We start from the raw sequence: 26,641 nt of genomic DNA on the forward strand, positions 1-26,641 counted from the left end.
GCATGGCATTGACGAAAGCGGAGATGGCCGAACGTCTGTTCGACGAGGTTGGTCTGAACAAGCGCGAGGCGAAGGAATTTGTCGACGCGTTTTTCGACGTGCTACGCGATGCGCTGGAGCAGGGTCGTCAGGTGAAGCTGTCGGGGTTCGGCAACTTCGATTTGCGGCGCAAGAATCAACGGCCCGGTCGCAATCCAAAGACCGGTGAGGAAATTCCGATCTCGGCCCGGACGGTGGTGACCTTCCGCCCTGGCCAAAAGCTCAAGGAACGGGTGGAGGCTTATGCTGGATCCGGGCAGTAATCGCGAACTACCGCCGATTCCGGCCAAGCGCTATTTCACCATCGGTGAGGTCAGCGAGCTGTGCGACGTCAAGCCGCATGTGTTGCGGTACTGGGAAACGGAATTTCCGAGCCTGGAGCCGGTCAAGCGACGCGGCAACCGCCGCTACTACCAGCGCCACGATGTGCTGATGGTCCGGCAGATCCGTGGCCTGCTCTACGAGCAGGGCTACACCATCGGCGGCGCGCGTCTGCGGCTGGAAGGCGATGGCGCCAAAAGCGAGTCGGCGCTGAGCAACCAGATCATCAAGCAGGTACGCATGGAACTGGAAGAAGTCCTGCAGCTGCTTCGCCGCTAGGAAAACGGTTCGCAAAGCCGCTATAATCGCAGGCCGTCCTCGCGACGGGATGCAGCATCTTCGGGGTATAGCGCAGCCTGGTAGCGCACTAGTCTGGGGGACTAGTGGTCGTCGGTTCAAATCCGGCTACCCCGACCAAACATCGAGCCCATGTCCTTCCGACATGGGCTTTTTTGTTGCGTCGCAACATTGCATTTTTGTGTCCCTGCAGCGGTCGCTCACTATGTAGATCGGCATATCGCAGTGCAGCATGAACCTTGCACAAGTGCCCGTTTATTTCGGTCCAGTTCGCTATGGACTTGGGTCACGGAACGATGCTAAGTGTCCGGAAACGTTCCAAATCATTAGCTTGAGATTAGAACGTGGATCACGGTTTTTTAACGCGACAACGACGAACTTGAATCAATAGGCCAACGCCGTCAAAAAAATGGCGTGTCATGCCTTGCGATGCGATCGTTCTGTGCCATAGTGCAGTGCAACACGCTGTACCTTTTCGTGATCCCGATGTTTCTGGGATGAATTTCTCTGTCGTACGTTCGTACTGGCGCGTTGGCCGGTTGAATGCTGCGCGAGCTCCTGTCCCACCCAACCGAGGCAGCCAGCCATACGCATGAAGAAACTGATCGGACGATTCTGCCAAGGCCTCAGCCTGGCGTTGATCTGCTCGATGGCCCTGGGTGCTTGCAGCACCGGGAAGAATATGGCGTCGTCATTGCCGCTTCCCGATCCGTTGGCAATGTCCGCGGTGCAGCCCGAGTATCGACTCTCCCCAGGCGACCTGTTGCTGGTCAAGGTGTTCCAGGTCGACGACCTGGAACGGCAGGTCCGCATCGATCAGAACGGCCACATCTCGCTGCCGCTGATCGGCGACGTCAACGCCGCCGGCATGGGTGTCGGCGAGCTGGAAAAGCTGGTCGCCGATCGCTACCGCGGCGGCTATCTGCAGAATCCGCAGGTGTCGGTGTTCGTGCAGGAATCCAATGGCCGTCGCGTGACCGTGACCGGCGCCGTCACCGAGCCCGGCATCTACCCGGTGATCGGTGCCAATCTGACGTTGCAACAGGCCGTGGCACAGGCCAAGGGCGTCAGCACTGTGGCAAGCCGCGGCAATGTCATCGTGTTCCGCATGGTCAACGGGCAGAAAATGATCGCGCGCTTCGACCTGACCGAGATCGAGAAGGGCGCCAATCCGGACCCTGAAATCTACGGTGGCGACATCGTCGTGGTGTATCGCTCGGATGCGCGCGTCTGGTTGCGCACCATGCTGGAACTGACCCCCTTAGTGATGGTGTGGCGCGCTTACCGATGAGTATGAATTCCGACAATCGTTCCTCGCCGTCGCAGCGTCATGGGCATCTCGAACTGGCTGACGTCAGCTTGCTCGACTACTGGCGTGCCCTGGTGTCGCAGCGCTGGCTGATCATCCTGATCACGATCGCCGCTGTGCTGCTGGCGCTGGTGATCACCTTCCTGATGCCGGAAAAGTATCGCGCCACCAGCACGCTGCAGATCGAGCGCGATTCGCTCAACGTGGTGAACGTCGACAACCTGATGCCGGTCGAGTCGCCGCAGGATCGCGACTTCTACCAGACCCAGTACCAGCTGCTGCAGAGCCGTTCGCTCGCACGTGCGGTGATTCGCGAAGCCAAGCTCGATCAGGAGCCGGCGTTCAAGCAGCAAGTCGAAGATGCGCTGGAAAAGGCAGCCGCCAAGAATCCGGAAGCGGGCAAGTCGGTGGACTCGCGTCAGGCGATCATCGAGCGCAGCCTCACCGACACCTTGCTGGCAGGTCTGGTGGTCGAGCCGATCCTCAATTCGCGCCTGGTCTACGTCAATTACGATTCGCCGGACCCGGTGCTTGCGGCGAAGATTGCCAACACCTATCCGAAGGTGTTCATCGTGAGCACGCAGGAGCGCCGCATGAAGGCGTCTTCGTTTGCGACCAAGTTTCTTGCCGAGCGTCTGGAGCAGTTGCGCGACAAGGTGGAAGACTCGGAAAAAACGTTGGTTGCGTACTCGACCGATGAGCAGATCGTCTCCGTAGGCGACGACAAGCCGTCGTTGCCGGCGCAGAACCTGACCGACCTCAATGCGTTGCTGGCGTCGGCGCAGGATGCGCGCATCAAGGCCGAGGCCGCCTGGCGTCAGGCCGCCACCGGCGATGCGATGTCGTTGCCGCAGGTGTTGAGCAGCCCGCTGATCCAGACCTTGCGCGGCGAGCAGGTGCGCTTGACCAGTGAGTATCAGCAGAAGCTGTCGACCTTCAAGCCGGATTACCCGGAAATGCAGCGCCTCAAAGCGCAGATCGAAGAGTCGCGCCGTCAGATCAATGGTGAGGTCATCAACGTTCGCCAGTCGCTCAAGGCGACCTATGACGCGTCCGTGCATCAGGAGCAATTGCTCAACGAACGCATTGCCGGTCTGCGCACCAACGAACTCGACCTGCAGAGCCGCAGCATCCGCTACAACATGCTCAAGCGCGACGTCGATACCAACCGTCAGCTCTACGATGCGCTCCTGCAGCGCTACAAGGAAATCGGTGTGGCGAGCAATGTCGGCGCCAACAACGTGACCATCGTCGACACTGCAGATGTGCCTACGTCGAAGACTTCGCCGAAACTCAAATTGAACCTCGCGTTAGGCTTCATCTTTGGCGTATTCCTTGGGTTGGCTGTGGCGCTTGTGCGTTACTTCCTGCGGGGCACCGGGCCGGAAACACGATTGAACTGACATCGTGATGTTGCAAAACAGTGGTTAATTAAAGTGACAACCGATTCAGCGTAGAAAAAGTCGGATCCCGTATGTTTCGGGCTCCCTCGTTTTGAAAGTTTGTCTCTGTTGAAACAAAGGGCTGTCGAGTGATCTGGGGTCGGTACGTATTACCGCGGTGATCGCTCGACGGAGATGATTGAAAGCTCGCGTGCGATTCGTATGTTCCCCCGCATGCGCCGTATCGAGTTTGGAGGACATCCCCATGCTTTTGGCAGACTTGAGTAGCGCGACGTACACGACATCCTCGCCGCGATTGTTGTCCAAGTACTCGGCGGCAGCCGACTTGGTGCTGCGCGTGTTCGACCTGACCATGGTGGTCGTGTCGGGCCTGATCGCATACCGCATCGTGTTCGGCTCCTGGGTCCCGGCAGCGCCGTATCGGGTCGCAATCGCCACCACGCTGTTGTATTCGGTGATCTGCTTTGCGCTGTTTCCGCTGTATCGCAGCTGGCGCGGTCGCGGATTGTTGAGCGAGCTGATGGTGCTGGGCGGTGCCTTCGGCGGCGTGTTTGCGCTGTTTGCGGTGCATGCGCTGATCGTGCAGGTTGGAGAGCAGGTCTCGCGCGGCTGGATCGGCCTCTGGTTCGTTGGCGGCCTGGCGTCGCTGGTGGCGGCACGTACCTTGTTGCGCGGCTTCCTGAACCACCTGCGTGCGCAGGGCGTGGACGTCCAGCGCGTGGTGGTGGTTGGTCTGCGCCATCCGGTGATGAAGATCAATCATTACCTGAGCCGCAATCCGTGGGTCGGTATGAACCTGGTCGGCTACTTCCGTACCCCGTACGACATCGCCGTGACCGAACAGCGCCAGTCGCTGCCGTGCCTGGGCGAACCGGATGCACTGATCGATTACCTGAAGGAAAATCAGGTCGAGCAGGTGTGGATTTCGCTGCCGCTGGGCGAGCGCGACCACATCAAGCAGCTGCTGCAGCGTCTGGACCGTTATCCGATCAACGTGAAGCTGGTGCCCGATCTGTTCGACTTCGGTCTGTTGAACCAGTCCGGTGAGCAGATCGGCAATACGCCGGTGATCAACCTGCGTCAGGGCGGTGTCGATCGCGACAATTACTTCGTGGTTGCCAAGGCGCTGCAGGACAAGATCCTGGCTGTGATCGCGCTGATGGGCCTGTGGCCGCTGATGGCTGCGATTGCGGTCGGCGTCAAGATGAGCTCGCCGGGTCCGGTGTTCTTCCGCCAGCGTCGTCACGGCCTGGGCGGTCGCGAGTTCTACATGTTCAAGTTCCGCTCGATGCGCGTGCATGACGATCATGGCACCACCATCCAGCAGGCGACCAAGAACGACACCCGTATTACCCGTTTCGGTGCGTTCCTGCGGCGCAGCAGCCTGGATGAGTTGCCGCAGATCTTCAATGTGCTGGGTGGCAGCATGTCGATCGTGGGCCCGCGCCCGCACGCCGCGCAGCACAACACGCACTACGAAAAGCTGATCAACCATTACATGCAGCGCCATTACGTCAAGCCGGGCATCACCGGTTGGGCGCAGGTCAATGGCTTCCGTGGCGAAACCCCGGAGCTGCGGACGATGAAGAAGCGTATCCAGTACGACCTGGACTACATCCGTCGTTGGTCGCTGTGGCTGGATATCCGCATCATCGTGCTGACTGCAGTGCGCGTGTTCGGACAGAAGACCGCGTACTGATGATGGCGGGGAGCGTGCGACCTGGCGCGTCAGGCGTCGCGGGCGGCTGCAGTGCAGCCGCCCCTCTCAGGCAGGCGTGTGCATGCTGATCCGAATGAGCGAGGAAACCCGCGTTCGCTGGCATAACCTGCTGATCGAACTGACGCTGCTGGTCGGCGTGGGCTACAACCTGGTGCTGGCGCTGATCAATGCGAACGTGTTCACCGTGCGCCCGGTGATCACCTACGCCGTCGAGTTCATGATTTACGCGGCCTGCTTCCTGCTGGGCCTGGGCTCGCTGAGCCGTAAACGCATTGCGCTGATCATCAGCGGGCTTGGATTGATCGTCCTGCTGATGTTCGTGCGGTTCCTGGTGAACTGGCAGATCGATCCGAAATTTTTTCGCGATGCCCTGGTGGTATTCGCGTTTGTGGTGCTGGGCTCTGCCTATACCGGCTCGGTGCCCAAGTTGTTCATCCGCATGACCATCATCGTCTCGCTGGTTGCCGCGTTCGAACTGGCAATGCCGAGGGCCTACGGCGACCTGGTCAACCCGAAGAGCTTCTTCGTCAACGCGCGTGGCATGAGCGCCGAAGGGTTCTGGAACGAAGACAGCAACCTGTTCGTCAGCGCCACGCGGCCGGGCGAACGCAACTTCCTGCCAGGTTCCAATCTCCCGCGCGCCTCCTCGATGTTCATCGAGCCGGTGACGATGGGCAATTACATCTGCTTCTTTACCGCCATCGTGCTGGTGTTCTGGCGCTGGATGCGGCCGGCGGCGCTGATCCTGTCGGTGGGGTTGATCGGTTTCATGATCGTCGCCTCGGATGGACGATTGGCGGCGGGCACCTGCGTGCTGATGGTGTTGCTGACGCCGCTATTGAAACGCCTGGATCAGCGATTGGCGTTTCTGGTGTTCTTGCTGGTGATCATGAGTGCGTGGCTGCTGGTGTGGATCACCGGGATCACGGCCTACCAGGACACCACCATGGGCCGGATATTTTTCACCGTTTACTCGATGAACAACCTGTCGTTCGAGTCCTGGCTGGGGCTGGATTTTGCACAGGCCTACCGTTACTTCGACAGCGGCATTTCGTACTTCATCGCGTCGCAGTCGATCGTCGGGGTGCTGGCGTTCCTGTTGTCGTATTCATTCCTGCTGCTGATGCCGAGCAAGGAAGGCCAGCTGTTCAAGAACCTGGCCATCTTCGCGTTTGCGCTGAGTCTGCTGGTGTCCAACGGCTACTTTTCGATCAAGACCTCGGCGCTGTGGTGGTTCGTGTGCGGCTGCCTGTGGCATATGCGTCCGACCTGGTCTGCGTCCGCGGTCTCCGCTGCTTCGATCAAGGACGATCCAACGGTTGATGGCGCGCAGTTGCCATTGCCTGCGGGAGCGGGGCGATGAGCTCGGCGGCGGCAGCGTCGTCGTCGGTCGCGTCTGATTCCGGCGTGCGGATTGCGGCCGGCGGGAAGGCGCGCGATCCGCGGATCGATGCGGCCAAGGCAATCGCGATCTTGTTGGTGGTGTTTTGCCATGCCAAGGGCGTGCCGCATGACATGACCTTGTTTGCCTACAGCTTCCACGTGCCGCTGTTCTTTTTGGTGTCTGGCTGGTTGGCCGCTGGTTATGCGTCGCGTACCACCAGCATGGCGCAGACGATCACCAAGCAGGCGCGCAGTCTGCTGCTGCCGTATGCCACGTTCTATCTGTTGGGCTACACGTACTGGCTGCTGACCCGCAATATCGGCGAGAAGGCCGCGCGCTGGGGAAGTTACCCGTGGTGGGAGCCGATCGTGTCGCTGTTTACCGGGATCGGTCCGGACCTGTATGTGCAGCCGCCGCTGTGGTTTTTGCCGGTGATGCTGGTGACCGTGGTGAGCTATGTGTTGCTGCGCCGCTTGCTGCCGCCGCTGGTGATTGCGGCGGCGGGATTGGTGCTGGCGTGGATCTGGATGAACTGGTTCCCGGCGCAGGGAGTGCGGCTTTTTTTCGGGCTCGATGTGCTACCGGTGTCGTTGTGCTTCTACGCGCTGGGCGCGCTGTTGATTTACGTGTCGCCGCGTCTGCCGACCTCGTTGCCGGTCAGTGCGCTGGTGACCGTTGCATTGGCGCTTGTGGTGGCGTGGCTGGCGCAACGTAACGGGCGTATCGACGTCAACATGCTCGGCTTCGGCCGCGACCATGCCGTGTTCCTGCTCAGTGCGGTGCTGGGGTCGTTGATGGTGATCTGTGCGGCGCGGCTGGTGCAGAGCTGGCGCTGGGTACAGTGGATCGGCCGCAATACCTTGCTGATCCTGTGCACGCATATGCTGGTGTTCTTCGTGCTGTCCGGTGTTGCCGCGGTGGCGGGCGGATTCGGTGCAGGGCGGCCGGGTCTGGGTTGGGCGGTCTTCGTGACGGTGTTCGCGCTGGTCGCGTGCGTGCCAATGCGCTGGGTGTTGATGCGTTTTGCCCCCTGGGCCTTGGGTGCACGCACGGTGGCGGCATGACCGGCGCCGCGGCATGACGACTGCTCCATATCCCCCGCAAGCCGGACACGACAAAACCGTGCCAATGCCCGGTCGCGCGCCGGCGCTGGCCCGCGATTGGCAGATCGATGCAGCAAAGGCGCTGGCCATCGTGCTGGTAGTGCTGGGGCACGCGAGCGGCATGCCGCCCGCCTACAAACTGTTCGCCTACAGCTTCCATGTGCCGTTGTTTTTCGTGCTCTCCGGCTGGGTCGGCGAGCGCTTCGGGCGTCGTGGGTTGAATGTGTGGACGGTGAAAAAGCTGGCGCGGACGTTGTTGATCCCGTACCTGGCGTTCTTCCTGGTGGCATACGGCCTGTGGTTGCTGACGGGCGTGCTTAATCATGCGTTTCAGCAGCCGGGCGCGCGGGCGTGGTGGGACCCTTTCCTTGGCGTGTTCTGGGCCAACGGCACGCGCCTCTACGTGCTGCCGGCGTTGTGGTTTTTGCCGGCGTTGTTTGTCACAACGCTGACCTACATTGCATTGCGTGCACGTTTGAGCACGACAGTGGTAGCGGCGCTCAGCTTGCCGATCGCCCTGGCATGGGCAGGATGGTTTCCCTCGTTGCAGCTGCGCTTGCCACTCGCGTTGGACGTGTTGCCGATCGCCTTGTTCTTCATCGCGGTGGGTGGCTGGCTGTCGCGTTTTGCCGATGCGCTGCGCGCGCTTCCGGCATGGGTGTGGGCGTTGGCGCTGCCGGTCGTCGCAACGGCATGGTGGCTGCTGGCCGGAGCGAACGGGCAGGTGGACGTGAACAATCTGCTGTTCGGGCAATCGGCTGCGCTGTTCCTGCTGGTGAGTCTGTTGGGGACTGCGATGACGCTATGCGTCGCGTATTTCGTCCGGCACTTGCAGTGGGTGCAGTGGATCGGCACCAACACCTTGTTGATTCTGTGCACGCATACGCTGGTGTTCCTGGTGGTCACCAGTGTGGTTGCGCGCACCGGGATCATCGATCGCGGCCTCATTGGTACGCCGACGTGGGCGATGGGGCTCAGCGCATTTGCGATCGCGTGCGCGGTGCCGATGCGCGCGGTGCTGGTGCGTGCTGCGCCATGGATGTTGGGGTTGAAGAGTCAATGACGAATTTCAAGAATCATCAGTTGTCGCGGCACATGCGTGCGCGTCACTGGCACAGGAGATTGGCGTAATGAAAGTGGTGCATGTCGTCCGCCAATTCCACCCCTCGATCGGGGGCATGGAAGAAGTCGTTCTCAATGTTGCCCGCCAGCATCAGGCCAACAGCGCCGACACGGTGGAAGTAGTGACACTGGATCGCGTGTTCACCGACCCGGGTGCGCAGCTTGCGCCACAGGAAACCTATCAAGGTTTGCCGATCCGCCGGATCGGCTATCGCGGTTCGTCGCGCTATCCGTTGGCGCCATCGGTACTTGGTGCGATTGGATCCGCTGATGTGGTGCATCTGCACGGAATCGATTTTTTCTACGACTATCTGGCAGTGACCAAACTGCTGCACGGCAAGCCGATGGTGGTGTCCACACACGGTGGGTTCTTCCATACCGCGTATGCGTCGCGCATGAAGCAGCTGTGGTTCCAGACACTCACGCGCACCTCGGCGTTGGCGTATTCGCGGGTGATCGCAACCAGCGAAAACGATGGCGATCTGTTTGCCAAGGTGGTATCGCCGGCACGCTTGCGGGTGATCGAAAACGGCGTGGACGTGGAGAAATATGCGGGGCAGGGTGCGGCCACTCCGGGCCGGACGATGCTGTATTTCGGGCGCTGGTCGGTCAACAAGGGCCTGATCGAAACGCTGGAGCTGCTGAAGGCGATGCTCGCGCGCGATCAGCACTGGCAACTGATCATCGCCGGCCGCGAATACGATCTGAATGAAGCCGACTTGCGCAAGGCGATTGCCGAGCGCGGCTTGCAGGATAAGGTGCAGTTGAGCATGTCGCCGTCGCAGGAACAGCTGCGCGCATTGATGCAGCAGGCGCAGTTCTTCGTCTGCCTGTCGCGCCACGAAGGGTTTGGCATTGCCGCGGTCGAGGCGATGAGCGCGGGCTTGATTCCCATCCTCAGCGATATTCCGCCGTTTGTGCGGCTGGCCAGCGAGTCGGGGCAGGGCGTGATTGTCAACCGCGACAGGATCGAAGCGGCGGCCGACCAGGTGCAGGCGCTCGCACTGACGGCCGATGGCGACTTCGCAACGCGTCGTGCGGCATCGATGGCCTATGTGAGCCGCTACGACTGGAAGCATGTGGTGGGGCGCTACATCGACGAGTACCACAGTGCGCTGGGCTCGCCGCGCCCGCAGGAGACGCCGCGATGAGCGCGCTTGCATCTGCATCAATGACACGTGCGGCGGCCAAGCCGCAGGTCACGGTGTTGTTCTCCACCGAAAAACCCAACGCCAGCACCAACCCGTATCTGACCCAGCTCTACGACGCGTTGCCCGATGCGGTGCAGCCGCGCTTTTTTTCGATGCGCGATGCCTTGCTGTCGCACTACGACGTGCTGCATCTGCACTGGCCCGAATATCTGCTGCGCCATCCCAGCGCCGTGGGCACGTTGGCCAAGCAGCTTTGCGCGGCATTGTTGCTGCTGAAGTTGCAGGTCACCGGTACGCCGGTGGTGCGCACCTTGCACAACCTGGCCCCGCACGAAGATCGCGGTTGGCGCGAACGTAGCCTGTTGCGCTGGACCGATCGTCTGACGCGCCGCTGGATCCGCATCAATGCCACCACGCCGGTGCGCCCGCCGTTTACCGACACCATCCTGCATGGTCACTACCGCGACTGGTTCGCGACGATGCCGCAAGGCACCACCGTGCCAGGGCGGCTGCTGCACTTCGGTCTGATTCGTCCGTACAAGGGCGTGGAAACGCTGTTGGACGTCATGCGCGAGGTCAGCGACCCACGCGTGAATCTACGCATCGTCGGTAACCCGGCCACGCCGCAGATGCGCACGCTGGTGGAAGAGGCCAGTGCGCAGGATCCGCGCATCAGCGCATTGCTCGCCTATGTCGAAGAGCCGGTGCTGGCACACGAGGTCAGCGAGGCCGAGCTGGTGGTGTTGCCGTACCGACAGATGCATAACTCCGGCACGTTGCTGCTGGCGTTGTCGTTGGCGCGCCCGGTGCTGGCGCCGTGGAGCGAATCCAATGCGGCGATTGCCGAAGAAGTGGGGCCGGGCTGGGTGTTTCTGTACGAAGGCGAATTCGATGCGGCGCTGTTGACCGGCATGTTGGATACGGTGCGCGCTGCACCGCGCGGGCCGGCACCGGACCTATCGCAACGCGATTGGCCGCGCATCGGGCAGCTGCATTACCGCACCTATCTCGAAGCGCTGGGCAAGGATGGAGACGCCGCGCTGTGACCGCAGAAACCCCCACGACGTCTTCTCCCACACCACCGCCGCAACGCAGCCTGGGCTCGCGCGCTGCCGGCGGAGCAGCGGTGACCATGCTGGGCCAGTCGGCCAAGATGGTCGTGCAGTTCGGCGGCATCATCCTGCTGGCGCGGTTGTTGACACCGTACGACTATGGGTTGATGGCGATGGTCACCGCGATTGTCGGTGCAGCCGAGATCCTGCGCGATTTCGGCTTGTCTGCGGCCGCAGTGCAGGCCAAACACGTCAGCCGCGAACAACGCGACAACCTGTTCTGGATCAATAGCGGTATCGGTCTGGTGCTGTCGGTGGTGGTGTTCGCCTCGGCGCATGTGATCGCCAATTTCTACAAAGAGCCGGCGCTGGTCACGATCTCGCAAGCGCTTGCGGTGACGTTCCTGATCAACGGCATGACCACGCAATACCGCGCGCATCTGAGCCGTGGGTTGCGCTTCGGGCAGGTGGCGCTGAGCGATGTGGGCTCGCAAGTGCTGGGGTTGGGCGCCGCCGTTGCCGCTGCGCTGCTGAGCTGGGGCTATTGGGCATTGGTGGTACAGCAGGTGGTGCAGGCGGTGGTCAACCTGGTGATCGCGGGCAGCTGCGCACGTTGGCTGCCCGGTGGCTATCGGCGCGACGCGCCGATGCGCGATTTCATGAATTTCGGCTGGAACCTGATGGCCGCGCAGTTGCTGGGCTACGCCAGCCGCAATGTGGGGCAGGTGATCATCGGCTGGCGCACCGGGCCCGATGCGTTGGGTCTGTACAACCGCGCGTTTCAGCTGCTGATGATGCCGTTGAACCAGATCAATGCACCGGCGACCAGCGTGGCGTTGCCGGTGCTGTCGCAGCTGCAGGACGACCGCGAGCGTTTCAGCGCGTTTCTGCTGCGCGGGCAGACGGTGATGGTGCATCTGATCGTGGCGCTGTTCTCGTTCGCCTGTGCGGTGGCAATGCCGTTGATTGTGCTGGTGCTTGGCGAACAATGGCGCGAGGCAGTGCCGTTGTTCCAGGTGCTCGCACTGGGCGGTATTTTCCAGACCGCGTCCTACGCCACGTATTGGGTGTTTCTGGCGCGCGGTTTGATGCGCGAGCAGTTGCTGTTCTCGCTGGTCAGTCGCGTTGTGCTGATCGCCTGCATCTTCGTCGGTTCGCGTTGGGGCGCAATGGGGGTCGCGGTCGGCTACTCGTTCGGGCTGCTGGTGACCTGGCCGCTGTCGCTGATCTGGGTCGGCAAGATTTCCGATACGCCGGTGGGCGTGCTGTTCACCAACGCGGTACGCGCGATGGTGGCGTATGGCGTTGCCGGCGGCTGCGCGTATTACGCCTCGATCACCGTTGGCGGCCCGCTATGGCAGCAATTGGCCGCAGGCGCAGCGGCGATGGCCGCAGTGTGCCTGCTGATGCTGGGCATCTGGCCGTCGTTCCGTCGCGACGTGATCTCTATCGTCAACATCCGCAAGTTGCTGAGTCAGGCCAAGGCGCGTCGATGAGATCGACATCGTCTTCGCCTGCATTCGGGCATGCTTTCTCCCACTCATTCATAGGACACGGCCCATGAGCGACACACCCGCCGCCGCCGCTTCCGGCATTCGCCGGCCTTGCTATCTGGTCTTGTCCGCACACGATTACCGCACACCGCGCCGCGCCAACATCCACTTCATCACCGATCAGCTCGCGCTGCGCGGGACAACGCGATTTTTTTCGCTGCGTTACAGCCGCCTGTCGCGGATGAAGGGCGATATGCGGCTGCCGCTGGATGACACCGCCAATACCGTGGTGTCGCACAAGGGTGTGGAGTGCTATCTCTGGCGCACCACGGTGCATCCGTTCAATACGCGAAGGGCATGGCTGCAGTCTGTGGAAGATGCGATGTTCCGCTGGTATGCCGCGCATCCGCCGAAGCAGTTGCTGGACTGGATGCGCGAGGCAGATGTCATCGTGTTCGAAAGCGGCATTGCCGTGGCCTTTATCGAGCTCGCCAAGCGCATCAATCCGACCGCCAAGCTGGTGTATCGCGCCTCCGATGGATTGAGCACGATCAACGTGGCGTCCTATATCGAACGCGAGTTCGACCGGGTTGCGCCCACCCTGGACGTCATCGCGCTGGTGTCGCCCGCCATGGCCGAAGAGATCGCAAGCCGCGATAACGTCTATCACGTCGGGCATGGCGTGGATCACAACCTGGATCAGCTGGGTGACCCGTCGCCGTATGGCGAAGGTATCCACGCGGTGGCGGTAGGATCGATGTTGTTCGACCCGGAATTCTTCGTCGTTGCCAGCAAGGCGTTTCCGCAAGTCACGTTTCATGTGATCGGGTCGGGCATGGGCCGCCACCCGGGCTATGGCGATAACGTCGTCGTTTATGGTGAAATGAAGCACGTCGAGACGATCGGTTACATCAAGCACGCGCGGTTTGGCATCGCGCCGTACGCCTCGGAACAGGTGCCGGTGTATCTGGCCGATAGTTCGATGAAGCTGTTGCAGTACGACTTTTTCGGCTTGCCTGCGGTGTGTCCGAATGCAGTTGTCGGGCCGTATCAGCAGTCGCGCTTTGGTTACACGCCCGGCAATGCCGATTCGATCGTCGCTGCAATCGGGCAGGCGCTGGACGCGCCGCATGTGCGTTACCGCCAATGTTTGAACTGGTCCGACACCACCGACCGTGTGCTGGATCCAGCCGCGTATCCGGAAACCCGTTTGTATCCGCAGCACACCGGCGCCGCCGCGCGTGCTTCCTCGGAGGCCGCGCTCTCGCATTGATGCAGCGCACCTCACCCGTTTGAGACAGGAGACCTCTCTTTATGGCCAACGCTTTGCTGCAGAAGTGGATAGAACATGCAGAACGTCGCGCATTGTTCTGGTGGCAGCCGAAAAACGCTGGCGTCAACATGGGGGATCACCTGTCCAAGGTGATCGTGTCCTGCGCGCTCTCCTTGCAGGACAAGACCCTGATCGAGAAGCGCGATCTCAGCAAGAAGCTTATCGCGATCGGGTCGGTGCTGCATTTTGCCAAAGACGGCGACACCGTCTGGGGCAGCGGCATCAACGGCAAGATTCCGGCCGAGCGCAATACCTTCAGCACGCTCGACGTGCGTGCGGTGCGCGGGCCCAAGACCCGCCAATTCTTGCTGGACCGTGGCATCGCGGTGCCGGAAGTCTATGGCGACCCGGGTTTGCTGACGCCGATGTTCTTCCCGGCCGAGGCATTGGGCGCGGTGGAAAAGCGTCCGTTCGCGATCGTTCCGCATTTCAACGAGCCGGTCGAAAAGTACAGCGCGTACGCAGACCACCTGGTGTTCCCCAACGTCAAGCCGGCAACGTTCATGAGCCAGCTGCTGGGTGCCGAACTGGTGGTCAGCAGTTCGCTGCACGGCCTGATTCTTGCTGAAGCCTATGGCATTCCGGCGGTGTATCTGGACTGGGGCAATGGCGAAGACCGCTTCAAGTACGACGATTACTACTACGGCACCGGACGCACGCAGTGGCACTCGGGCAACAACGTCGAAGAGTGTCTGAAACTGGGCGGCAACGGCGCGTTCGATCTGGAAAAACTGCAGGTCGGTTTGCTGGCTGCATTCCCCTACGACCTTTGGTGATTCGATGATGCAGGGCCAGCGTGTGGACAGTGACACAACGACCGTTGCCGCCGTCGCCACGCCGCCAGGCGTGGTGATTCCATTGGGCGGGTTTCCGGTGTTGTCCACCACGCAGGAGGCATTCGCGCTGGATCTGTTCCTTGCATTGGCCGCGCAACAGCCACGCCGTGTGTTCTTCGCCAACACCAATTTTGTGGTGCAGTGCCAGGCGCTACGGATGCGCATGCGTGAGCCCAGCGTGCGGATCGTCAACGACGGCATCGGGATGGATCTGGCGGCGCGGCTGATTCATGGCCGCCGCTTTGCCGGCAACCTCAATGGCACCGATCTGATTCCGTATCTGTGTCGCGAGGCTGCGCAACCGCTCAAGTTTTTCCTGTTGGGTGGACGCCCGGGCGTGGGCAAGACTGCGGCGGCGACCTTGACCGATAGGTTGGGCCAGCAGGTGGTCGGCATGTGCGATGGCTACGGCGAATTTGCTGCGGCGGGCGAGGGTCTGGCCGAACGCATCAACCGTTCCGGCGCCGATGTGCTGCTGGTGGCGTTCGGAAATCCGCTGCAGGAGCGCTGGATTCTCGATCACAGCCAGGCGCTGCATGTGCCGCTGGTGTTCGGCGTCGGTGCGCTGCTCGACTTTTTGTCCGGCACCGCCAAGCGCGCGCCCCATTGGGTGCAGCGTCTGCATCTGGAATGGATGTACCGGTTGCTCCAAGAGCCGCGCCGTCTGCTCAAACGCTATAGCTGGGACCTGCTGGTGTTCTTCCGCACCTGTCTGCGCGCGGGCAAGCACCTGCCCTGATGCATGGCGGCTGCGTCTGGGCTTAGCATGCACGCATGCATCCGACTGCCGCCGCCCTGATCCGCTCGCTCGACCTGTCGCCGCATCCGGAAGGCGGGCACTATCGCCGCGTGTATGCCTCCGAGCGTCAGGTCAGCGACAACGGCCGGTCCCGCCCTGCGCTGACCGCGATCCGTTTTTTGCTCGCTGCCGGCGAATGCAGTGCCTGGCACCGTGTCGATGCCGAGGAAAGCTGGCATTGGCAACAAGGCGATGCGCTGGAATTGCTGATTTACGACGAGGCCAGCGGGCAGCTGCAGCGCTTGATTCTGGACGCCGCCGACCGTGGCGAACCGATGCAGGTGGTTCCCGCAGGGCAGTGGCAGGCGGCACGTTCGCTGGGCGACTTCACCCTGGTGGGTTGCACGGTGTCGCCGGGATTCGTATGGGAGGGATTTGCGCTGCTCGACGCCACCTCGCCATTGGCCACCCACCTGGCCACACTCACCCCACGCTGATCGATCACGGTGCCGCGTGCGGCCGAACGCTTCCCTAACGCGGCGCGTGCGGGCTTGGCGTACTGTCCGCCTCAAACAGGGGCGACATGTGATGCGATACAAGGCAACGTTATGGGGCGCCGGCGTGATGCTGGCATCGATGCTGGCGACGGCCAGCGAGACCGCGGCGCAAACAGCGGCCGCTCCACCGCCGGTGGTCGACCTGGAGGCGATGGTGGTGCGTGGCGAGCAGCCCGGCCCTGGCTTGTGGAAGGTCAGCAAAGGCGATCACGTGTTGTGGATCCTCGGCACCTTGTCGCCATTGCCGAAACGGCTGCAATGGCAGTCGGCCGAGGTGGAAACCATCATCGGCCAGTCCCAGCAGGTACTGATGGCGCCAACCGTGCAGGTCGACGCGGACATGGGCTTCTTCGGCAAGCTGACCTTGCTGCCATCGGCGATGAAGGCGATGAAGAACGAAGACGACCGCGAACTGCGCGATGTGTTGCCTGCCGATCTATATGCGCGGTGGGCTGTGGCCAAGGCGCGCTACATCGGCAGCGATCGTGGGGTGGAGCGCAAACGCCCGATGCTGGCGGCCGGCGAGTTGTATCAGGCGGCGATCAAGCGCTCCGGCCTGGCCCGTTCGCCGGTGATCTGGTCGGTAGTGGAACGTGCGGCCAAGCGCGCAGGCATCAAGCCCACGCCAACCGCGCTGGATTACAAGATCAAGGACCCGCGTCAGGCGCTCAAGGAGTTCCGTGCCGGCGGCATGGACGACACCGCCTGCTTTCGCAGCATTCTGGTGACGGTGGAGCGCGATCTACCGACCATGGTCGAGCGCGCCAACGCCTGGTCGGTGGGCGATATCGAGGCCTTGCGTCAATTGCCGCGCGAAGATCCGCAAGCGGCCTGCATGAGCGCCATGGCCAGTTCCGGCGCCGCCAGAAAACGCGGCATCGACGATCTGGAGCGGCGCATGCGCGAACATTGGCTCGGCATCGCCACCACCGCGCTGCAACGCAATCGCAGCACCTTCGCGGTACTGCCGATCAGCCGCATGACCACGCCGGACGGCTATCTGGCGCGATTGCAGGCGCTGGGGTACGAGGTAGAAGCGCCTTGAGCGACCGCCATCGCGCATGAGCTCGTCGTAGAGCTGCCTGGGTGAGGGGTCAATCAGTGATTGCGACGTGCGGCGCTGGTCGCAGTGCACCGGCTCGTCAGCTGCCGCCGGGCGGCAGTCGAGCGACCGCTGTTTCGGTCATCGTTCGTTCGTGCGCACTGCCACGTTGTCGCTGTCACCTCGGGTTAGGCCAGCCCACGCAGCCACGGTATGCTGCGCGCCTTGTTCACTGAGAGCTCCGCGTTGAACGCACTGCCGCTGCGCATCCTCGGTACCGGGCGCCACCTCCCGGCCAGGGAAGTCACTTCGCACGCGCTGGACGCGCGCTGGCAGTTGCCGGCCGGCACCACCTTTGCGCGCCTGGGAGTTGCCACGCGCCATTACGTCGGCGAGGGCGAGACCGCATCGTCGATGGGGGCCGCCGCCGCGCAGCAGGCATTGGCCAACGCGGGCATCGACAGCAGCCAGATCGATTGCCTGATCTCTGCCTGCAGCGTGATGGAGCAGCCCATCCCCTGCCAGGCGGTGTTGATCCAGCGCGCATTGGGGCTGGGCGATTCCGGCATCCCTGCCTTCGACGTCAATGCAACCTGCCTGAGCTTTGTGGTTGCGCTGGACATGGCCGCCAATGCGCTGGCGCTGGGCCGTTACCAACGCGTGCTGATCGTCTCCAGTGAAGTGGCATCGGCCGGTCTGGACGAGGCAGTACCGGCCACCGCCGGTCTGTTCGGCGATGGCGCTGCGGCCGTGGTGGTCGGGCGTAGCAGCGCTGACGATAGCTCTGCCTTGCTGTCCAGTCGCCTGTCCAGTTACGGCAGCGGCGCAGATGTGTGCCGCATTCGCGGGGGCGGTACCCGCGCACCGCATGACCAAGACAGCGCGCCCGATGCGTCGCGCGCATTCTGGATGGATGGGCGCAGCGCCTACCGCTTTGCGGCGCGCCATCTGCCGGCATTCTGGGAACAGTTGTTGCACGATGCCGGCATCACCGCGGCGCAACTGCGTTACCTGGTGCCGCATCAGGCCTCCGGTGGCGGCCTGGATCACGTGGTGCGCGCGCTGGGGCTACGCAGCGATCAGGTCGTGCGCATCCTGCACGCCACCGGCAACCAGGTGGCCGCTTCGCTCCCGCATGCCTTGCATCACGCCTGCGTCGATGGGCAACTGCAGCGCGGCGACGTGTTTGCGCTACTCGGTACCGGCGCCGGTCTGGCGATCGGCGGCATGGTGTTGCGCTACTGATGCGCATGCGCGTTTCTCTCGAACTCTTGCGCGTCGGCCACTGCCGGCATTGCGAGCGCATGGTGCGTGCAGACGGCCATTGGCATGCGGTGGAATTTCCCGCGTTGAGTGTATTGATACGGCACCCGCAGCGCGGGGCGATGCTCTACGACACCGGCTACGCCACGCATTTTTTCCAGGCCACCGATCCCTGGCCGGAGCGCCTGTATCGCTGGACCACCCCGGTGACCCTGCCCACGCACGAGACCCTGCGCGCGCAGCTGGCACGGCGCGACGTGCAGCTGGACGACATTGCCTGGTGCCTGATTTCGCATTTTCATGCCGACCACGTAGGCGGCCTACGCGACCTGCCGAACGCGCGCTTCCTCTGTCTGCGTGCGGACTACCAGCAACTGCGCAGTTGCTCGCGCCTGGGAGGATTGCGCCGTGCCTTGCTGCCGCAGCTACTGCCGTCGGATTTCGATCAACGCTTGCAGTTTGCCGAGCAGGCGCCGCAGCGCGAGCTGAGCGGCGCCTGGAAGGGCCTGGGCACCGCATACGATCTGTTCGAAGACGGCAGCGTGCTTGCCGTGCCGCTGCCCGGCCACGTACCCGGACAAATGGGCCTGTGGCTACGCGACCAGCATGATCGCGAGGTATTGCTCTGCGCAGACGCGGTGTGGTCGTCGGCCACCTGGGCAACGTTGCAGTGGCCGGCATGGCCCACGCGTTTGCTGATGCACGACTGGAGCGCGTTCCGGCGCACCGTGCAGCACTTGCATGTGTTGTCGCAGGCGCATCCGGAGCTGGCGATCCTGCCCTCGCACTGCCAACCCAGTCTTGACCGTTACCAACCGGAGTGGCGATGAGCCTGCGTATTCTCGTGACCGGCGCATCCGGTTTTGTCGGCGGCTCCTTCATGCGCCGTTTCCAGGGGCAACCCGGTGTGGAGATTCACGGCATCGGGCGTCGTGCCAGCGCATTACCCAACTATCACCGCATCGATCTGAGCCAACCGTTCTCGCTGGACTGGCAGCCGGACGTGGTGATCCACGCCGCGGCACTGGCATCCCCGTGGGGGAGTCGCGCGCAGTTCCAACTGCACAACGTGCAGGCCACCGCCAATGTCATCGATTTCTGCATGCGCAACGGCTGTCCACGCTTGCTGTACGTGTCCTCCAGCTCGGTGTTTTACCGCGAGGCGCATCAATACGATCTGGATGAAGACAGCCCCATCGGCCCGCACTTCGTCAACACCTACGCCCACACCAAATACCTCGGCGAAACCTTGCTGGAGCGCTATCCGGGGCAGGCATCGGTGTTGCGCCCGCGCGCGGTGTTCGGACCGGGCGACACGGTGTTGTTCCCGCGTGTGATCGCGGCTGCGCGCAAAGGTGCGTTGCCGCGCTTTGTCGGCCAGACCCAGCCGGTGATCGGTGATCTGATCTATATCGACACGCTCTGCGACTACCTCTACCGCGCGGCCACGGCACCGCAGCTGCAGCGCGCCTACAACCTCACCAACGCGCAGCCGGTGGATCTGCAGCAAACGGTGCTGGATGTGCTGGCGCGCCTGCAACTGCCGTTGCCGCAACGCGAAGTGCGCATCGGCACCGCGCTGCGCATGGCCAGCGTGGTGGAAGGTCTTTATCGCGTGCTGCGGTTGCGTGGCGAGCCGCCGATCACGCGGTTCGGCGTCGGTGCGTTTGCCTACTCCAAGACCTTCAATCCGCAACGCACGCTTGCCGATCTTGGGGCGCCCAGCGTGGGCGTGGAAGAGGGCATCGAGGCCTTCGTGCGCTGGCAGGCGGCGCAGTGGGTGTAGCCGTGCTCGCATTGGCCGCGGTGTATCTGAGCCTGCTGGTGGTGAAGGCGGGCGCGGCGCTGTGGGTCATGCGTGACGCGCATGCACGGCCAGCACGCGGTCTTGCTGGTACCCAGGCAGAGGTGGCGATCCTGCAGCCGATTCTGGGCGGTGACGCGCATTTGCAGAGTGTGCTGGCGACCAATCTGCAGGCGCTGCCGCATGCGCAGTTCTATTGGTTGCTGGACGCAGACGATACGGCCGGAAACACGGTCGCAGATGCGCTGATCATGCAGTATCCGCAGGTGCGCATCACCCGGATGCTGGTGCCCGCGGCGCCAGCCAGCATCAATCCCAAGGCGTGGAAGCTCGAGTACGTGCTTGCCCAGGTGCAGGCGCCGATCTGCCTGATCCTGGACGACGATGCGCAGCTGAGCGAAGCCGCGCTGTCGCAGCTATTGCAGGATCTAAGCGACGCCGACGTGGTAACTGCGTTGCCGTATTACTGCGACAGCGACACCTTGGCAGGCCGCCTGCTGTCGCAGTTCGTCAACAACAATGCCGTGCTTACCTATCTGGGCTGGCTGCCATTCGCGGCGCCGTTGACCATCAACGGCATGTGCTACGCCGCGCGCACGGCGCAACTGCGTGCCTGGGGCGGTTTTGCCACGTTGCTGGAGCAACTGACCGACGATTTGGCGGTTGCCACGCTGGTCCGCGCACGCGGTGGGCGCCTGTGGCAATCCACTGCACCGGTGGCGATGCGCACCGCGATGCCGGATCTGCACAGCTACGCGCGGCAGATGCATCGCTGGATGTTGTTCGCCTTGATCCTGCTTCGGCAGCAACGTCTGCGCACGCGTAGCGCCATCGGCATCTTGCAGGGCTTGCCGCCGTTGTTGCTGGTTGCCATGTCGATCGGCGCCTGCGTGTGGCCTTCGTGGCCGGTGGGGGCAGGCGTGGTCGTCACGTTATTGCTGCGCGCAGTGCTGCTCTGCGCTGTGCAATGGCGTGCGACCGGTGCGGTGCGCCATCGCCCGCTGTTATCGCTCTGCGCCGAGTGTCTGCAACCGCTGCATCTACTGCATGCCGCGTTGGTGCGCACCATCCGCTGGCGCACCCGCCGATACCGTGTGTTGTCGAACGGGTGCTTTCGTGCGCAGTGACGCCGCGCTGCTGCAGATCGCCTTCCTGACCGGGCAAAGCGACCCGGCACGTTGCGCCTTGAGTGCAGAACAACACGAATTTCTGCACGCGCTGCAGGGCGCGCGCCGACGACTGATCGCGTGCAATTACCCGTACTGGCCGGACAGTGCTCCACACCGGCGCACGCCGCTATGGCGCGCGAGTCTGTCCAATGCGCGCCACTATCTGAAGGCGCGTGCCGGTCGCGTTGCAGAGGCTGATCGCGCGCGGGTCAGTGCACTGCTGCAGCAGACGCCGAGGACCGTCCTGCTGGCCGGCAGTTGCGGGCTGCAGTTGCTGACCGCACTGCAGTTGCCGCACGCGCTACGCGCGCGGCTGGCCGTGTTTGCGTACGGCCCGGTCTGTCGGACGCCTGCTGCATTCGGTCACTTACGCGTAGTGCAAGGGCAGGGCGATCGGATCTCGCGCGCGCTGTTCGATGGTGCGGTTGAGCTGACGCCGGCCTGCGGTCATATGGAGTATTTGCGCGATGCAGCGGTGCTTGCCAGCTGCCAGGCCTTTGTTGCCGAGGTCGAGCAGCATGTGCAGAGCGGCGCAGATGCGGATTGATCTGATCGCGCCGCCGTATAGCGGCCATCTGCATCCGATTCTGGCCATCGCGCGTCAGCTCGCGGCCCGGCATGACGTCCACGTCATCAGCACGCCGGCGGCGCAGGCACGTATCGCTGCCTGCGGGGTCTACGCGGCAAGCGTGCTGGACGCGCAGGCCGATCGCGTCTTGATGCAGATCGCCAACCCGCCACACGCCGTGGGCCATCACCCGTTGCGTCTACGCCGACAGCTGCACGATGCGCTCGGCCTGATGGCAGGTGTGGGCACTGCATTGCAGCAGCGCTGGAGCGAGCGACGGCCGGATCTGGTCATCGTCGATTTCACCCTGCCCAGCGCCGGGCTGACAGCGCAGGCCATGGGGATTGCGTGGTGGACCAGCATGCCGTCGCCCTGCGTGATCGAAACCCATGATGGCCCGCCCGCCTATTTCGGTGGGTTGCTGCCTGCAACCAGCATGCGTCAGCGTGTCTGGCATGGATTGGCGCGGCGGCTTACGCGCGGATTCAAGCGCAGCTTGCATGCCTGCTATCGGCACCAGATGCGTGCCTGCGGCTTGCCGGCGCTCTACCGCAGCGATCGCAGTGAGGCGGTGTATTCGCCGCAGTGCATTCTGGCGTTGGGGCTGCCGTCGTTCGAATTCGCGCAGCGCTGGCCGGCGGCGCTGCGCTTTGTCGGGCCGCAGTTGTGCACGCCGCCATCGACCGTGGTGGCTCCCGAATTTGTCCCTGGTCATCGCCATGTGCTGATCACGTTGGGCACGCATCTGCAATGGGTCAAGCAGCGCATGGATGGCATGTTGCGCGCGCTGGCGCCGCAGTTTCCCGAGGTGATCTTTCACTTCAGCGATGGCGATACGACCGCGCCGTACCAGCATGGGCAGGGCAATTATCGGCGCCTGCCGTATGTGGATTACGCGCAGCATCTGCATCGCTACGATCTGGTCGTGCACCACGGCGGTGCCGGCATTCTGTATGCCTGCTTGGCCGCGGGATTGCCGTCGATCGTGTATCCGCTGGACTACGACCAGTTCGATCACGCTGCGCGTCTGCAGGTGGCAGGTGCCGCAACGTGGCTGCGCGAGCTGAGTGCATTGCCGCAGGTGCTGGGCGCGGCGCTGGCGGCTGCCGGTCCGCTCGCGGGCGTGCTGCGTTTGCAGACGGAGTTGCAGCAGATCGCGGCGCAGGCGCGCATCGTGCGGCTGGTGGAGGCCTTCGCGCAGACGGGAACTGTGCCGAGCGACGACGGCATCGACGGCATTGCAGCCCAGATGTAATGCATCGCGTGCGTTGATCTTGCAGGTGCACTGCGCATTGGTGCAGCTGCTTAGGAAAGCGATGCTTCTTTATAATGCGTTAGCTTCGGCGCTGTCGCTGCGAATGCCGGTGACCGAGTCGCGCAGGGTCTGCAAGCGGCCTTGCGCCTGCATAGCGAACCGGGGGCGATACATCCGTCGCCGCGCAGGCGTCTCATCGAGATCATCCATCGCACGCAAGAAACATCGCCCGCAGAACGCATCGCGCGCCTTGGTGTGGCTAACACACTGATGCGAGCAATCGTCGTTCGACCAAAATCAGCGAGCAGGTCGCGCACAAACGGGTCACCTGAAATCGCAACTATCAACGTATCCACACGACCGGCGAACCCAGTCGTGTGGATGGCGCAGTGCTTAACCCGCCGCGGCGTTTCGCGGTGGTGTGCTGCTGGCCATCAGCTGCGGCCAACGCTTGAGCACCGCGGCGCGGATGCCGGTCTGGTCGATGCAGGCTTCGGCCAGCAGGTCTTCGCGGCTTGCGTGGTGCTGGAAGCTGTCCGGCAGGCCCAGGTGCAGCATGGGCATGGTGATGGCTTCGGCATTGAGCAGCTCTGCCACGCCCGAGCCGGCGCCACCGGCGACGACGTTGTCTTCGATGGTGACGAAGCCGTCGTGGGTCTTGGCCAGCTCCAGCAGCATCGCCTTGTCGAGCGGTTTGACGAAGCGCATGTTGACCACGGTCAGCCCCAGTTCGCGGCCGACTGCTTCTGCTGCTTCCACGGTCACGCCGAAGCCCAGCAGCGCAATGCGTGTGCCGCTGTGTCGCAACTGCGCCTTGCCGATCGGCAGCGTAGCCAGCGATGCGTCCAATGCCACGCCCGGGCCGGTGCCGCGCGGGTAGCGCACCGCCGCCGGGCCTTCGTAACGCACACCGGTACTCAACATCTGGCGGCACTCGGCTTCGTCGGCCGGTGCCATCACCACCATGTACGGCACGCAGCGCAGGAAACTCAGATCCAGGTTTCCGGCATGGGTGGCGCCATCGGGGCCGACCACGCCGCCGCGATCGATCGCGAACAGCACATCCAGCTGCTGGACCGCCACGTCGTGCACCAATTGGTCGTAACCGCGCTGCAGGAAGGTGGAGTAGATCGCCACCACGGGCTTGGCGCCCTGAGTCGCCATGCCGGCGGCCAGCGTCACCGCGTGCTGCTCGGCAATCGCGACATCGAAGTAGCGCTGCGGATATTCCTTGCTGAAACGCACCAGGCCCGAGCCTTCGCGCATCGCTGGGGTGATCACCAGCAGCTTCGGCTCGGCCGCGGCCATGTCGCAGACCCAGTCGCTGAAGACATCGGTGTAGGTGGGCTTCTTGGCGCCGGTCTTGGCCACCAGCCCCTTGCTCGGATCGAACGGGCCGACCGCGTGATAGCCGATCTGGTCGCCTTCGGCCAGCTCGTAGCCCTTGCCCTTGGTGGTGATGACATGCAGCAGCTGCGGGCCCTTGAGCGTCTTCAGGGTCTTCAGTGCGCCGACCAGGCTGGGCAGGTCGTGGCCATCGATCGGGCCGGTGTAGTGGAAGCCCATTTCTTCGAACAGCGTGGATGGCACGAACATGCCTTTCCAGTGTTCTTCCCAGCGCCGCACGAAGCGCGCAGTCGGGTTGTTCTTCTTGTCGCCGAGGATCTTCTTGCCGCCTTCGCGGATGGCGTTGAGCGTGCGGCTACCGCTGGCGCGGCCCAGCATCTTGGTCAACCCGCCCACCGCTTCGGAGATCGACATGCGGTTGTCGTTGAGGATCACCAGCAGGTTCGGTTCCGGGTTCATGCCACCGGCGTGGTTGAGCGCCTCGTAGACCATGCCGGCGGTCATCGCGCCATCGCCGATCACCGCCACGACTTTGCGGTCGTCGCCATTGCGCTGCGCCGCGATCGCCATGCCGAGCGCGGCCGAGATCGAGGTGGACGAATGGCCCACACCGAAGGTGTCGTAGATGCTTTCTTCGCGCTTGGGAAACGGCGCCACGCCGTCCTTCTGCTTGACCGTATGGATCTGGTCGCGACGGCCGGTGAGGATCTTGTGCGGGTAGGTCTGATGCCCCACGTCCCACACCAGCTGATCGACCGGGGTCTGATACAGGTAGTGCAGGGCGACGGTGAGTTCGATCACGCCCAGGCCGGCCGCGAAGTGCCCGCCGCTCTTGCCCACCGACTCGATGAGGTAGGAACGCAGTTCTTCCGCGATCGCCGTGAGCTCGGTCTCGTCGAAGCTACGCAGATCGTCGGGGGTCTGGATGCGCGACAGGCGCGGATAGCGGGTTGAATCGATCATCGTCGTGTCAATGTTCTGAAGCCATATTGTCCTCCCCATGCGAAGGCCCGGCAAGCAAACCGGTTCAGCTGTCAGCGGGCGGTGATGGTCCGGCGCGCCGTCGCGACTGGTGTGTGCGGTCCTTGCTGGCGCCTGCGGCAATCTGCCGCACCCGGGAGGCGGGGCGTCGTGGTGTTTATCGCACCTCGCACCTCGCACCAATCACTAAGCAGGCGCGCATCGCGGCCTTTGTGGGTGCCGCTGTTGGTGTGTCGCGCGCTGTTTGGGTGGGCAGTTGCGGACGCGTGCTGTCGGTCGGAGTTGCGGCTCCAGCCGTGTGCCGTAATCCGCGAAGGCAATGCAGCGTGGACTGAAAAGCAAGCCGGGTCAGGCGAGTCTTTGCTGGATGACCACCGTCGTTACCGGCACGCAAGCCGCTTTCCCGATCACGCTGCCATCAGCTGCAGTGGCTGGCACTGCGGGCGGCGTTCAGCGCGTCGTCGCGGGTGCTCGCACCCAGCAGCCTTACAGCGACAGCTTCGAACGCTTGGGCAGTTGCGCGCGCAGGAAGGCCATCTGATCGGACAGGATGTTGCGGTTGGACAGGATCAGATGCTCGATCCAACTCGGCCGATACGGCACCGCCAGCAGCGGCATGTGCGCCTGCTGTGGCGTGCGGTTGGCCTTGCGCGAGTTGCACTGGAAGCAGGCGGTGACCACGTTCTCCCAGCTGTCGCGCCCGCCCTTGGAGACCGGCATGACGTGATCGCGGGTCAGATGCGGGCGGCTGAAATGCTGGCCGCAGTACATGCACAGCTGCGAATCGCGTGCGAACAGCGCGGTGTTGCTCAAGGTCGGGGTGGGGTCCAGCGCACGCGAGCGGGCGTGGCCGCGCGCAGCGATGATCGGGTGCAGCTCCAGCGTGCTGCGCTCGCCGGTCAGCCGCGAAATACCGCCGTGGATCTGCATGCAGGGCTCGCCCAGTGTCCAGGACACCGCACCGCGGGCGTACAGGCAGGCGGCGTCTTGCCAGTTGATCCAGTCCAGCACGCGGCCGTGCGCATCGAGGGAAAGCAGGCGCAAGGTGGGAAGTTGCTGGATCGCAGCGACAGCGCTGCCCGCGACCGGGGCAAGGATGCCTCCGGGGACGATCACATCACGAACGTGCGTGTCTGTCTCCATCGGGAAAACAGCTTATACCCGATCGTTGACAGTTTGTGTATCGCAGCGAACGGCCTTGGCGCGTGTCTTGCAACGAATGGCTCAGGGTGTGCCGGCGTGTCTGCAACGCTCTCTCGCGGCGGAGCCGACCTGAAATCAATCGGTACTACCTCATCGCGGCCAGGTCCGCTCCTACGACAGCAGCGGAATCCCGCGATGTTTGCCCGTAGG

24 protein-coding genes and 1 tRNA gene are annotated in these 26,641 nt (G+C 63.2%); 23 read left to right on the forward strand and 2 right to left on the reverse strand.

The window, feature by feature from the left end:
- The first annotated feature begins 2 nt into the window (after positions 1–2).
- The 23 genes from ABQZ00_RS06720 to ABQZ00_RS06830 all read left to right on the forward strand — a co-directional run bounded on the left by ABQZ00_RS06720 (position 3) and on the right by ABQZ00_RS06830 (position 22,960).
- Positions 3–302, forward strand: a complete 300-nt coding sequence (locus ABQZ00_RS06720; RefSeq protein WP_002811076.1) for an integration host factor subunit alpha — start codon at positions 3–5, stop codon at positions 300–302.
- On the forward strand, positions 283–639 hold the full coding sequence (locus tag ABQZ00_RS06725; RefSeq protein WP_005995911.1) for a MerR family transcriptional regulator: 357 nt from the start codon (positions 283–285) through the stop codon (positions 637–639). The genes ABQZ00_RS06720 and ABQZ00_RS06725 overlap by 20 nt, the downstream gene beginning before the upstream one ends.
- A gap of 61 nt (positions 640–700) precedes the next feature.
- Positions 701–777: transfer RNA gene (locus ABQZ00_RS06730), tRNA-Pro, on the forward strand.
- A 472-nt stretch (positions 778–1,249) separates the two neighbouring features.
- A complete protein-coding gene (locus ABQZ00_RS06735) occupies positions 1,250–1,948 on the forward strand; it encodes a polysaccharide biosynthesis/export family protein (protein WP_055851503.1) in 699 nt (232 codons plus the stop codon).
- Positions 1,930–3,369, forward strand: a complete 1,440-nt coding sequence (locus tag ABQZ00_RS06740; protein WP_082473561.1) for a GumC family protein — start codon at positions 1,930–1,932, stop codon at positions 3,367–3,369. Before ABQZ00_RS06735 ends, ABQZ00_RS06740 begins: the two co-directional genes overlap by 19 nt.
- 244 nt (positions 3,370–3,613) lie before the next feature.
- Positions 3,614–5,068: an undecaprenyl-phosphate glucose phosphotransferase gene (locus ABQZ00_RS06745; RefSeq protein WP_055851505.1), complete on the forward strand. Its 1,455-nt coding sequence runs from the start codon at positions 3,614–3,616 to the stop codon at positions 5,066–5,068.
- A gap of 94 nt (positions 5,069–5,162) precedes the next feature.
- Positions 5,163–6,452, forward strand: a complete 1,290-nt coding sequence (locus tag ABQZ00_RS06750) for a polysaccharide biosynthesis protein GumE (protein WP_161961643.1) — start codon at positions 5,163–5,165, stop codon at positions 6,450–6,452.
- Positions 6,449–7,537, forward strand: a complete 1,089-nt coding sequence (locus tag ABQZ00_RS06755; RefSeq protein ID WP_323537279.1) for an acyltransferase family protein — start codon at positions 6,449–6,451, stop codon at positions 7,535–7,537. The genes ABQZ00_RS06750 and ABQZ00_RS06755 overlap by 4 nt, the downstream gene beginning before the upstream one ends.
- Before the next feature lie 64 nt (positions 7,538–7,601).
- Entirely contained in the window at positions 7,602–8,639 is a 1,038-nt protein-coding gene (locus tag ABQZ00_RS06760) for an acyltransferase family protein (protein WP_323537441.1), read from the forward strand.
- Between the two features lie 67 nt (positions 8,640–8,706).
- Positions 8,707–9,849 carry a glycosyltransferase family 4 protein gene (locus ABQZ00_RS06765; protein WP_323537278.1) on the forward strand — a complete coding sequence of 381 codons (1,143 nt, stop codon included), beginning with the start codon at positions 8,707–8,709 and terminating at the stop codon, positions 9,847–9,849.
- The gene (locus ABQZ00_RS06770; protein ID WP_323537277.1) at positions 9,846–10,895 is read left to right on the forward strand and encodes a glycosyltransferase; all 1,050 of its coding nucleotides are present in this window, start codon (positions 9,846–9,848) and stop codon (positions 10,893–10,895) included. Before ABQZ00_RS06765 ends, ABQZ00_RS06770 begins: the two co-directional genes overlap by 4 nt.
- Positions 10,892–12,397 (forward strand): lipopolysaccharide biosynthesis protein, encoded by a 1,506-nt coding sequence (locus ABQZ00_RS06775; protein WP_323537276.1) that lies wholly within the window; start codon positions 10,892–10,894, stop codon positions 12,395–12,397. Before ABQZ00_RS06770 ends, ABQZ00_RS06775 begins: the two co-directional genes overlap by 4 nt.
- Positions 12,398–12,461: 64 nt before the next feature.
- On the forward strand, positions 12,462–13,667 hold the full coding sequence (locus ABQZ00_RS06780; RefSeq protein WP_115528103.1) for a GumK N-terminal domain-containing glycosyltransferase: 1,206 nt from the start codon (positions 12,462–12,464) through the stop codon (positions 13,665–13,667).
- Positions 13,668–13,708: 41 nt separating this feature from the next.
- On the forward strand, positions 13,709–14,503 hold the full coding sequence (locus ABQZ00_RS06785) for a polysaccharide pyruvyl transferase family protein (RefSeq protein WP_323537275.1): 795 nt from the start codon (positions 13,709–13,711) through the stop codon (positions 14,501–14,503).
- Between the two features lie 4 nt (positions 14,504–14,507).
- Entirely contained in the window at positions 14,508–15,302 is a 795-nt protein-coding gene (locus tag ABQZ00_RS06790) for a WecB/TagA/CpsF family glycosyltransferase (protein ID WP_323537274.1), read from the forward strand.
- Positions 15,303–15,337: 35 nt separating this feature from the next.
- Positions 15,338–15,799, forward strand: a complete 462-nt coding sequence (locus ABQZ00_RS06795) for a cupin domain-containing protein (protein WP_323537273.1) — start codon at positions 15,338–15,340, stop codon at positions 15,797–15,799.
- 91 nt (positions 15,800–15,890) lie between these two features.
- On the forward strand, positions 15,891–16,904 hold the full coding sequence (locus ABQZ00_RS06800; RefSeq protein WP_323537440.1) for a TraB/GumN family protein: 1,014 nt from the start codon (positions 15,891–15,893) through the stop codon (positions 16,902–16,904).
- 210 nt (positions 16,905–17,114) lie between these two features.
- Positions 17,115–18,146 carry a 3-oxoacyl-[acyl-carrier-protein] synthase III C-terminal domain-containing protein gene (locus ABQZ00_RS06805; RefSeq protein ID WP_311240513.1) on the forward strand — a complete coding sequence of 344 codons (1,032 nt, stop codon included), beginning with the start codon at positions 17,115–17,117 and terminating at the stop codon, positions 18,144–18,146.
- Positions 18,146–18,994 (forward strand): MBL fold metallo-hydrolase, encoded by an 849-nt coding sequence (locus tag ABQZ00_RS06810; protein ID WP_323537272.1) that lies wholly within the window; start codon positions 18,146–18,148, stop codon positions 18,992–18,994. Before ABQZ00_RS06805 ends, ABQZ00_RS06810 begins: the two co-directional genes overlap by 1 nt.
- Positions 18,991–19,950 carry an NAD-dependent epimerase/dehydratase family protein gene (locus tag ABQZ00_RS06815; RefSeq protein ID WP_323537271.1) on the forward strand — a complete coding sequence of 320 codons (960 nt, stop codon included), beginning with the start codon at positions 18,991–18,993 and terminating at the stop codon, positions 19,948–19,950. Before ABQZ00_RS06810 ends, ABQZ00_RS06815 begins: the two co-directional genes overlap by 4 nt.
- Positions 19,941–21,095 (forward strand): glycosyltransferase, encoded by a 1,155-nt coding sequence (locus tag ABQZ00_RS06820; protein WP_323537270.1) that lies wholly within the window; start codon positions 19,941–19,943, stop codon positions 21,093–21,095. Before ABQZ00_RS06815 ends, ABQZ00_RS06820 begins: the two co-directional genes overlap by 10 nt.
- On the forward strand, positions 21,016–21,684 hold the full coding sequence (locus ABQZ00_RS06825; RefSeq protein WP_323537269.1) for a hypothetical protein: 669 nt from the start codon (positions 21,016–21,018) through the stop codon (positions 21,682–21,684). Before ABQZ00_RS06820 ends, ABQZ00_RS06825 begins: the two co-directional genes overlap by 80 nt.
- A complete protein-coding gene (locus tag ABQZ00_RS06830; RefSeq protein ID WP_323537268.1) occupies positions 21,674–22,960 on the forward strand; it encodes a glycosyltransferase in 1,287 nt (428 codons plus the stop codon). The genes ABQZ00_RS06825 and ABQZ00_RS06830 overlap by 11 nt, the downstream gene beginning before the upstream one ends.
- Before the next feature lie 393 nt (positions 22,961–23,353).
- Here ABQZ00_RS06830 and dxs read toward each other — a convergent pair whose 3' ends face one another.
- Both dxs and ABQZ00_RS06840 read right to left on the reverse strand, forming a co-directional pair.
- On the reverse strand, positions 23,354–25,270 hold the full coding sequence (gene dxs / locus ABQZ00_RS06835) for a 1-deoxy-D-xylulose-5-phosphate synthase (protein WP_115528095.1): 1,917 nt from the start codon (positions 25,268–25,270) through the stop codon (positions 23,354–23,356).
- A 504-nt stretch (positions 25,271–25,774) separates the two neighbouring features.
- A complete protein-coding gene (locus ABQZ00_RS06840; RefSeq protein ID WP_115513283.1) occupies positions 25,775–26,431 on the reverse strand; it encodes an HNH endonuclease in 657 nt (218 codons plus the stop codon).
- Positions 26,432–26,641: the final 210 nt, after the last annotated feature.

The sequence above is a fragment of the Xanthomonas sp. WHRI 10204 genome (assembly GCF_040202875.1).
GTDB lineage: Bacteria > Pseudomonadota > Gammaproteobacteria > Xanthomonadales > Xanthomonadaceae > Xanthomonas.

Excerpts from the sequence above, each read along its gene's own strand:
- ABQZ00_RS06720 (WP_002811076.1), top strand. The coding sequence starts at position 3 with ATGGCATTGACGAAAGCGGAGATGGCCGAACGTCTGTTCGACGAGGTT.
- ABQZ00_RS06725 (WP_005995911.1), top strand. The coding sequence starts at position 283 with ATGCTGGATCCGGGCAGTAATCGCGAACTACCGCCGATTCCGGCCAAG.
- ABQZ00_RS06735 (WP_055851503.1), top strand. The coding sequence starts at position 1,250 with ATGAAGAAACTGATCGGACGATTCTGCCAAGGCCTCAGCCTGGCGTTG.
- ABQZ00_RS06745 (WP_055851505.1), top strand. The coding sequence starts at position 3,614 with ATGCTTTTGGCAGACTTGAGTAGCGCGACGTACACGACATCCTCGCCG.
- ABQZ00_RS06750 (WP_161961643.1), top strand. The coding sequence starts at position 5,163 with ATGAGCGAGGAAACCCGCGTTCGCTGGCATAACCTGCTGATCGAACTG.
- ABQZ00_RS06755 (WP_323537279.1), top strand. The coding sequence starts at position 6,449 with ATGAGCTCGGCGGCGGCAGCGTCGTCGTCGGTCGCGTCTGATTCCGGC.
- ABQZ00_RS06760 (WP_323537441.1), top strand. The coding sequence starts at position 7,602 with ATGCCCGGTCGCGCGCCGGCGCTGGCCCGCGATTGGCAGATCGATGCA.
- ABQZ00_RS06765 (WP_323537278.1), top strand. The coding sequence starts at position 8,707 with ATGAAAGTGGTGCATGTCGTCCGCCAATTCCACCCCTCGATCGGGGGC.
- ABQZ00_RS06770 (WP_323537277.1), top strand. The coding sequence starts at position 9,846 with ATGAGCGCGCTTGCATCTGCATCAATGACACGTGCGGCGGCCAAGCCG.
- ABQZ00_RS06780 (WP_115528103.1), top strand. The coding sequence starts at position 12,462 with ATGAGCGACACACCCGCCGCCGCCGCTTCCGGCATTCGCCGGCCTTGC.
- ABQZ00_RS06785 (WP_323537275.1), top strand. The coding sequence starts at position 13,709 with ATGGCCAACGCTTTGCTGCAGAAGTGGATAGAACATGCAGAACGTCGC.
- ABQZ00_RS06790 (WP_323537274.1), top strand. The coding sequence starts at position 14,508 with ATGATGCAGGGCCAGCGTGTGGACAGTGACACAACGACCGTTGCCGCC.
- ABQZ00_RS06795 (WP_323537273.1), top strand. The coding sequence starts at position 15,338 with ATGCATCCGACTGCCGCCGCCCTGATCCGCTCGCTCGACCTGTCGCCG.
- ABQZ00_RS06800 (WP_323537440.1), top strand. The coding sequence starts at position 15,891 with ATGCGATACAAGGCAACGTTATGGGGCGCCGGCGTGATGCTGGCATCG.
- ABQZ00_RS06805 (WP_311240513.1), top strand. The coding sequence starts at position 17,115 with ATGCTGCGCGCCTTGTTCACTGAGAGCTCCGCGTTGAACGCACTGCCG.
- ABQZ00_RS06810 (WP_323537272.1), top strand. The coding sequence starts at position 18,146 with ATGCGCATGCGCGTTTCTCTCGAACTCTTGCGCGTCGGCCACTGCCGG.
- ABQZ00_RS06815 (WP_323537271.1), top strand. The coding sequence starts at position 18,991 with ATGAGCCTGCGTATTCTCGTGACCGGCGCATCCGGTTTTGTCGGCGGC.
- ABQZ00_RS06825 (WP_323537269.1), top strand. The coding sequence starts at position 21,016 with ATGCCGCGTTGGTGCGCACCATCCGCTGGCGCACCCGCCGATACCGTG.
- ABQZ00_RS06830 (WP_323537268.1), top strand. The coding sequence starts at position 21,674 with ATGCGGATTGATCTGATCGCGCCGCCGTATAGCGGCCATCTGCATCCG.
- dxs (WP_115528095.1), bottom strand. The coding sequence starts at position 25,270 with ATGATCGATTCAACCCGCTATCCGCGCCTGTCGCGCATCCAGACCCCC.
- ABQZ00_RS06840 (WP_115513283.1), bottom strand. The coding sequence starts at position 26,431 with ATGGAGACAGACACGCACGTTCGTGATGTGATCGTCCCCGGAGGCATC.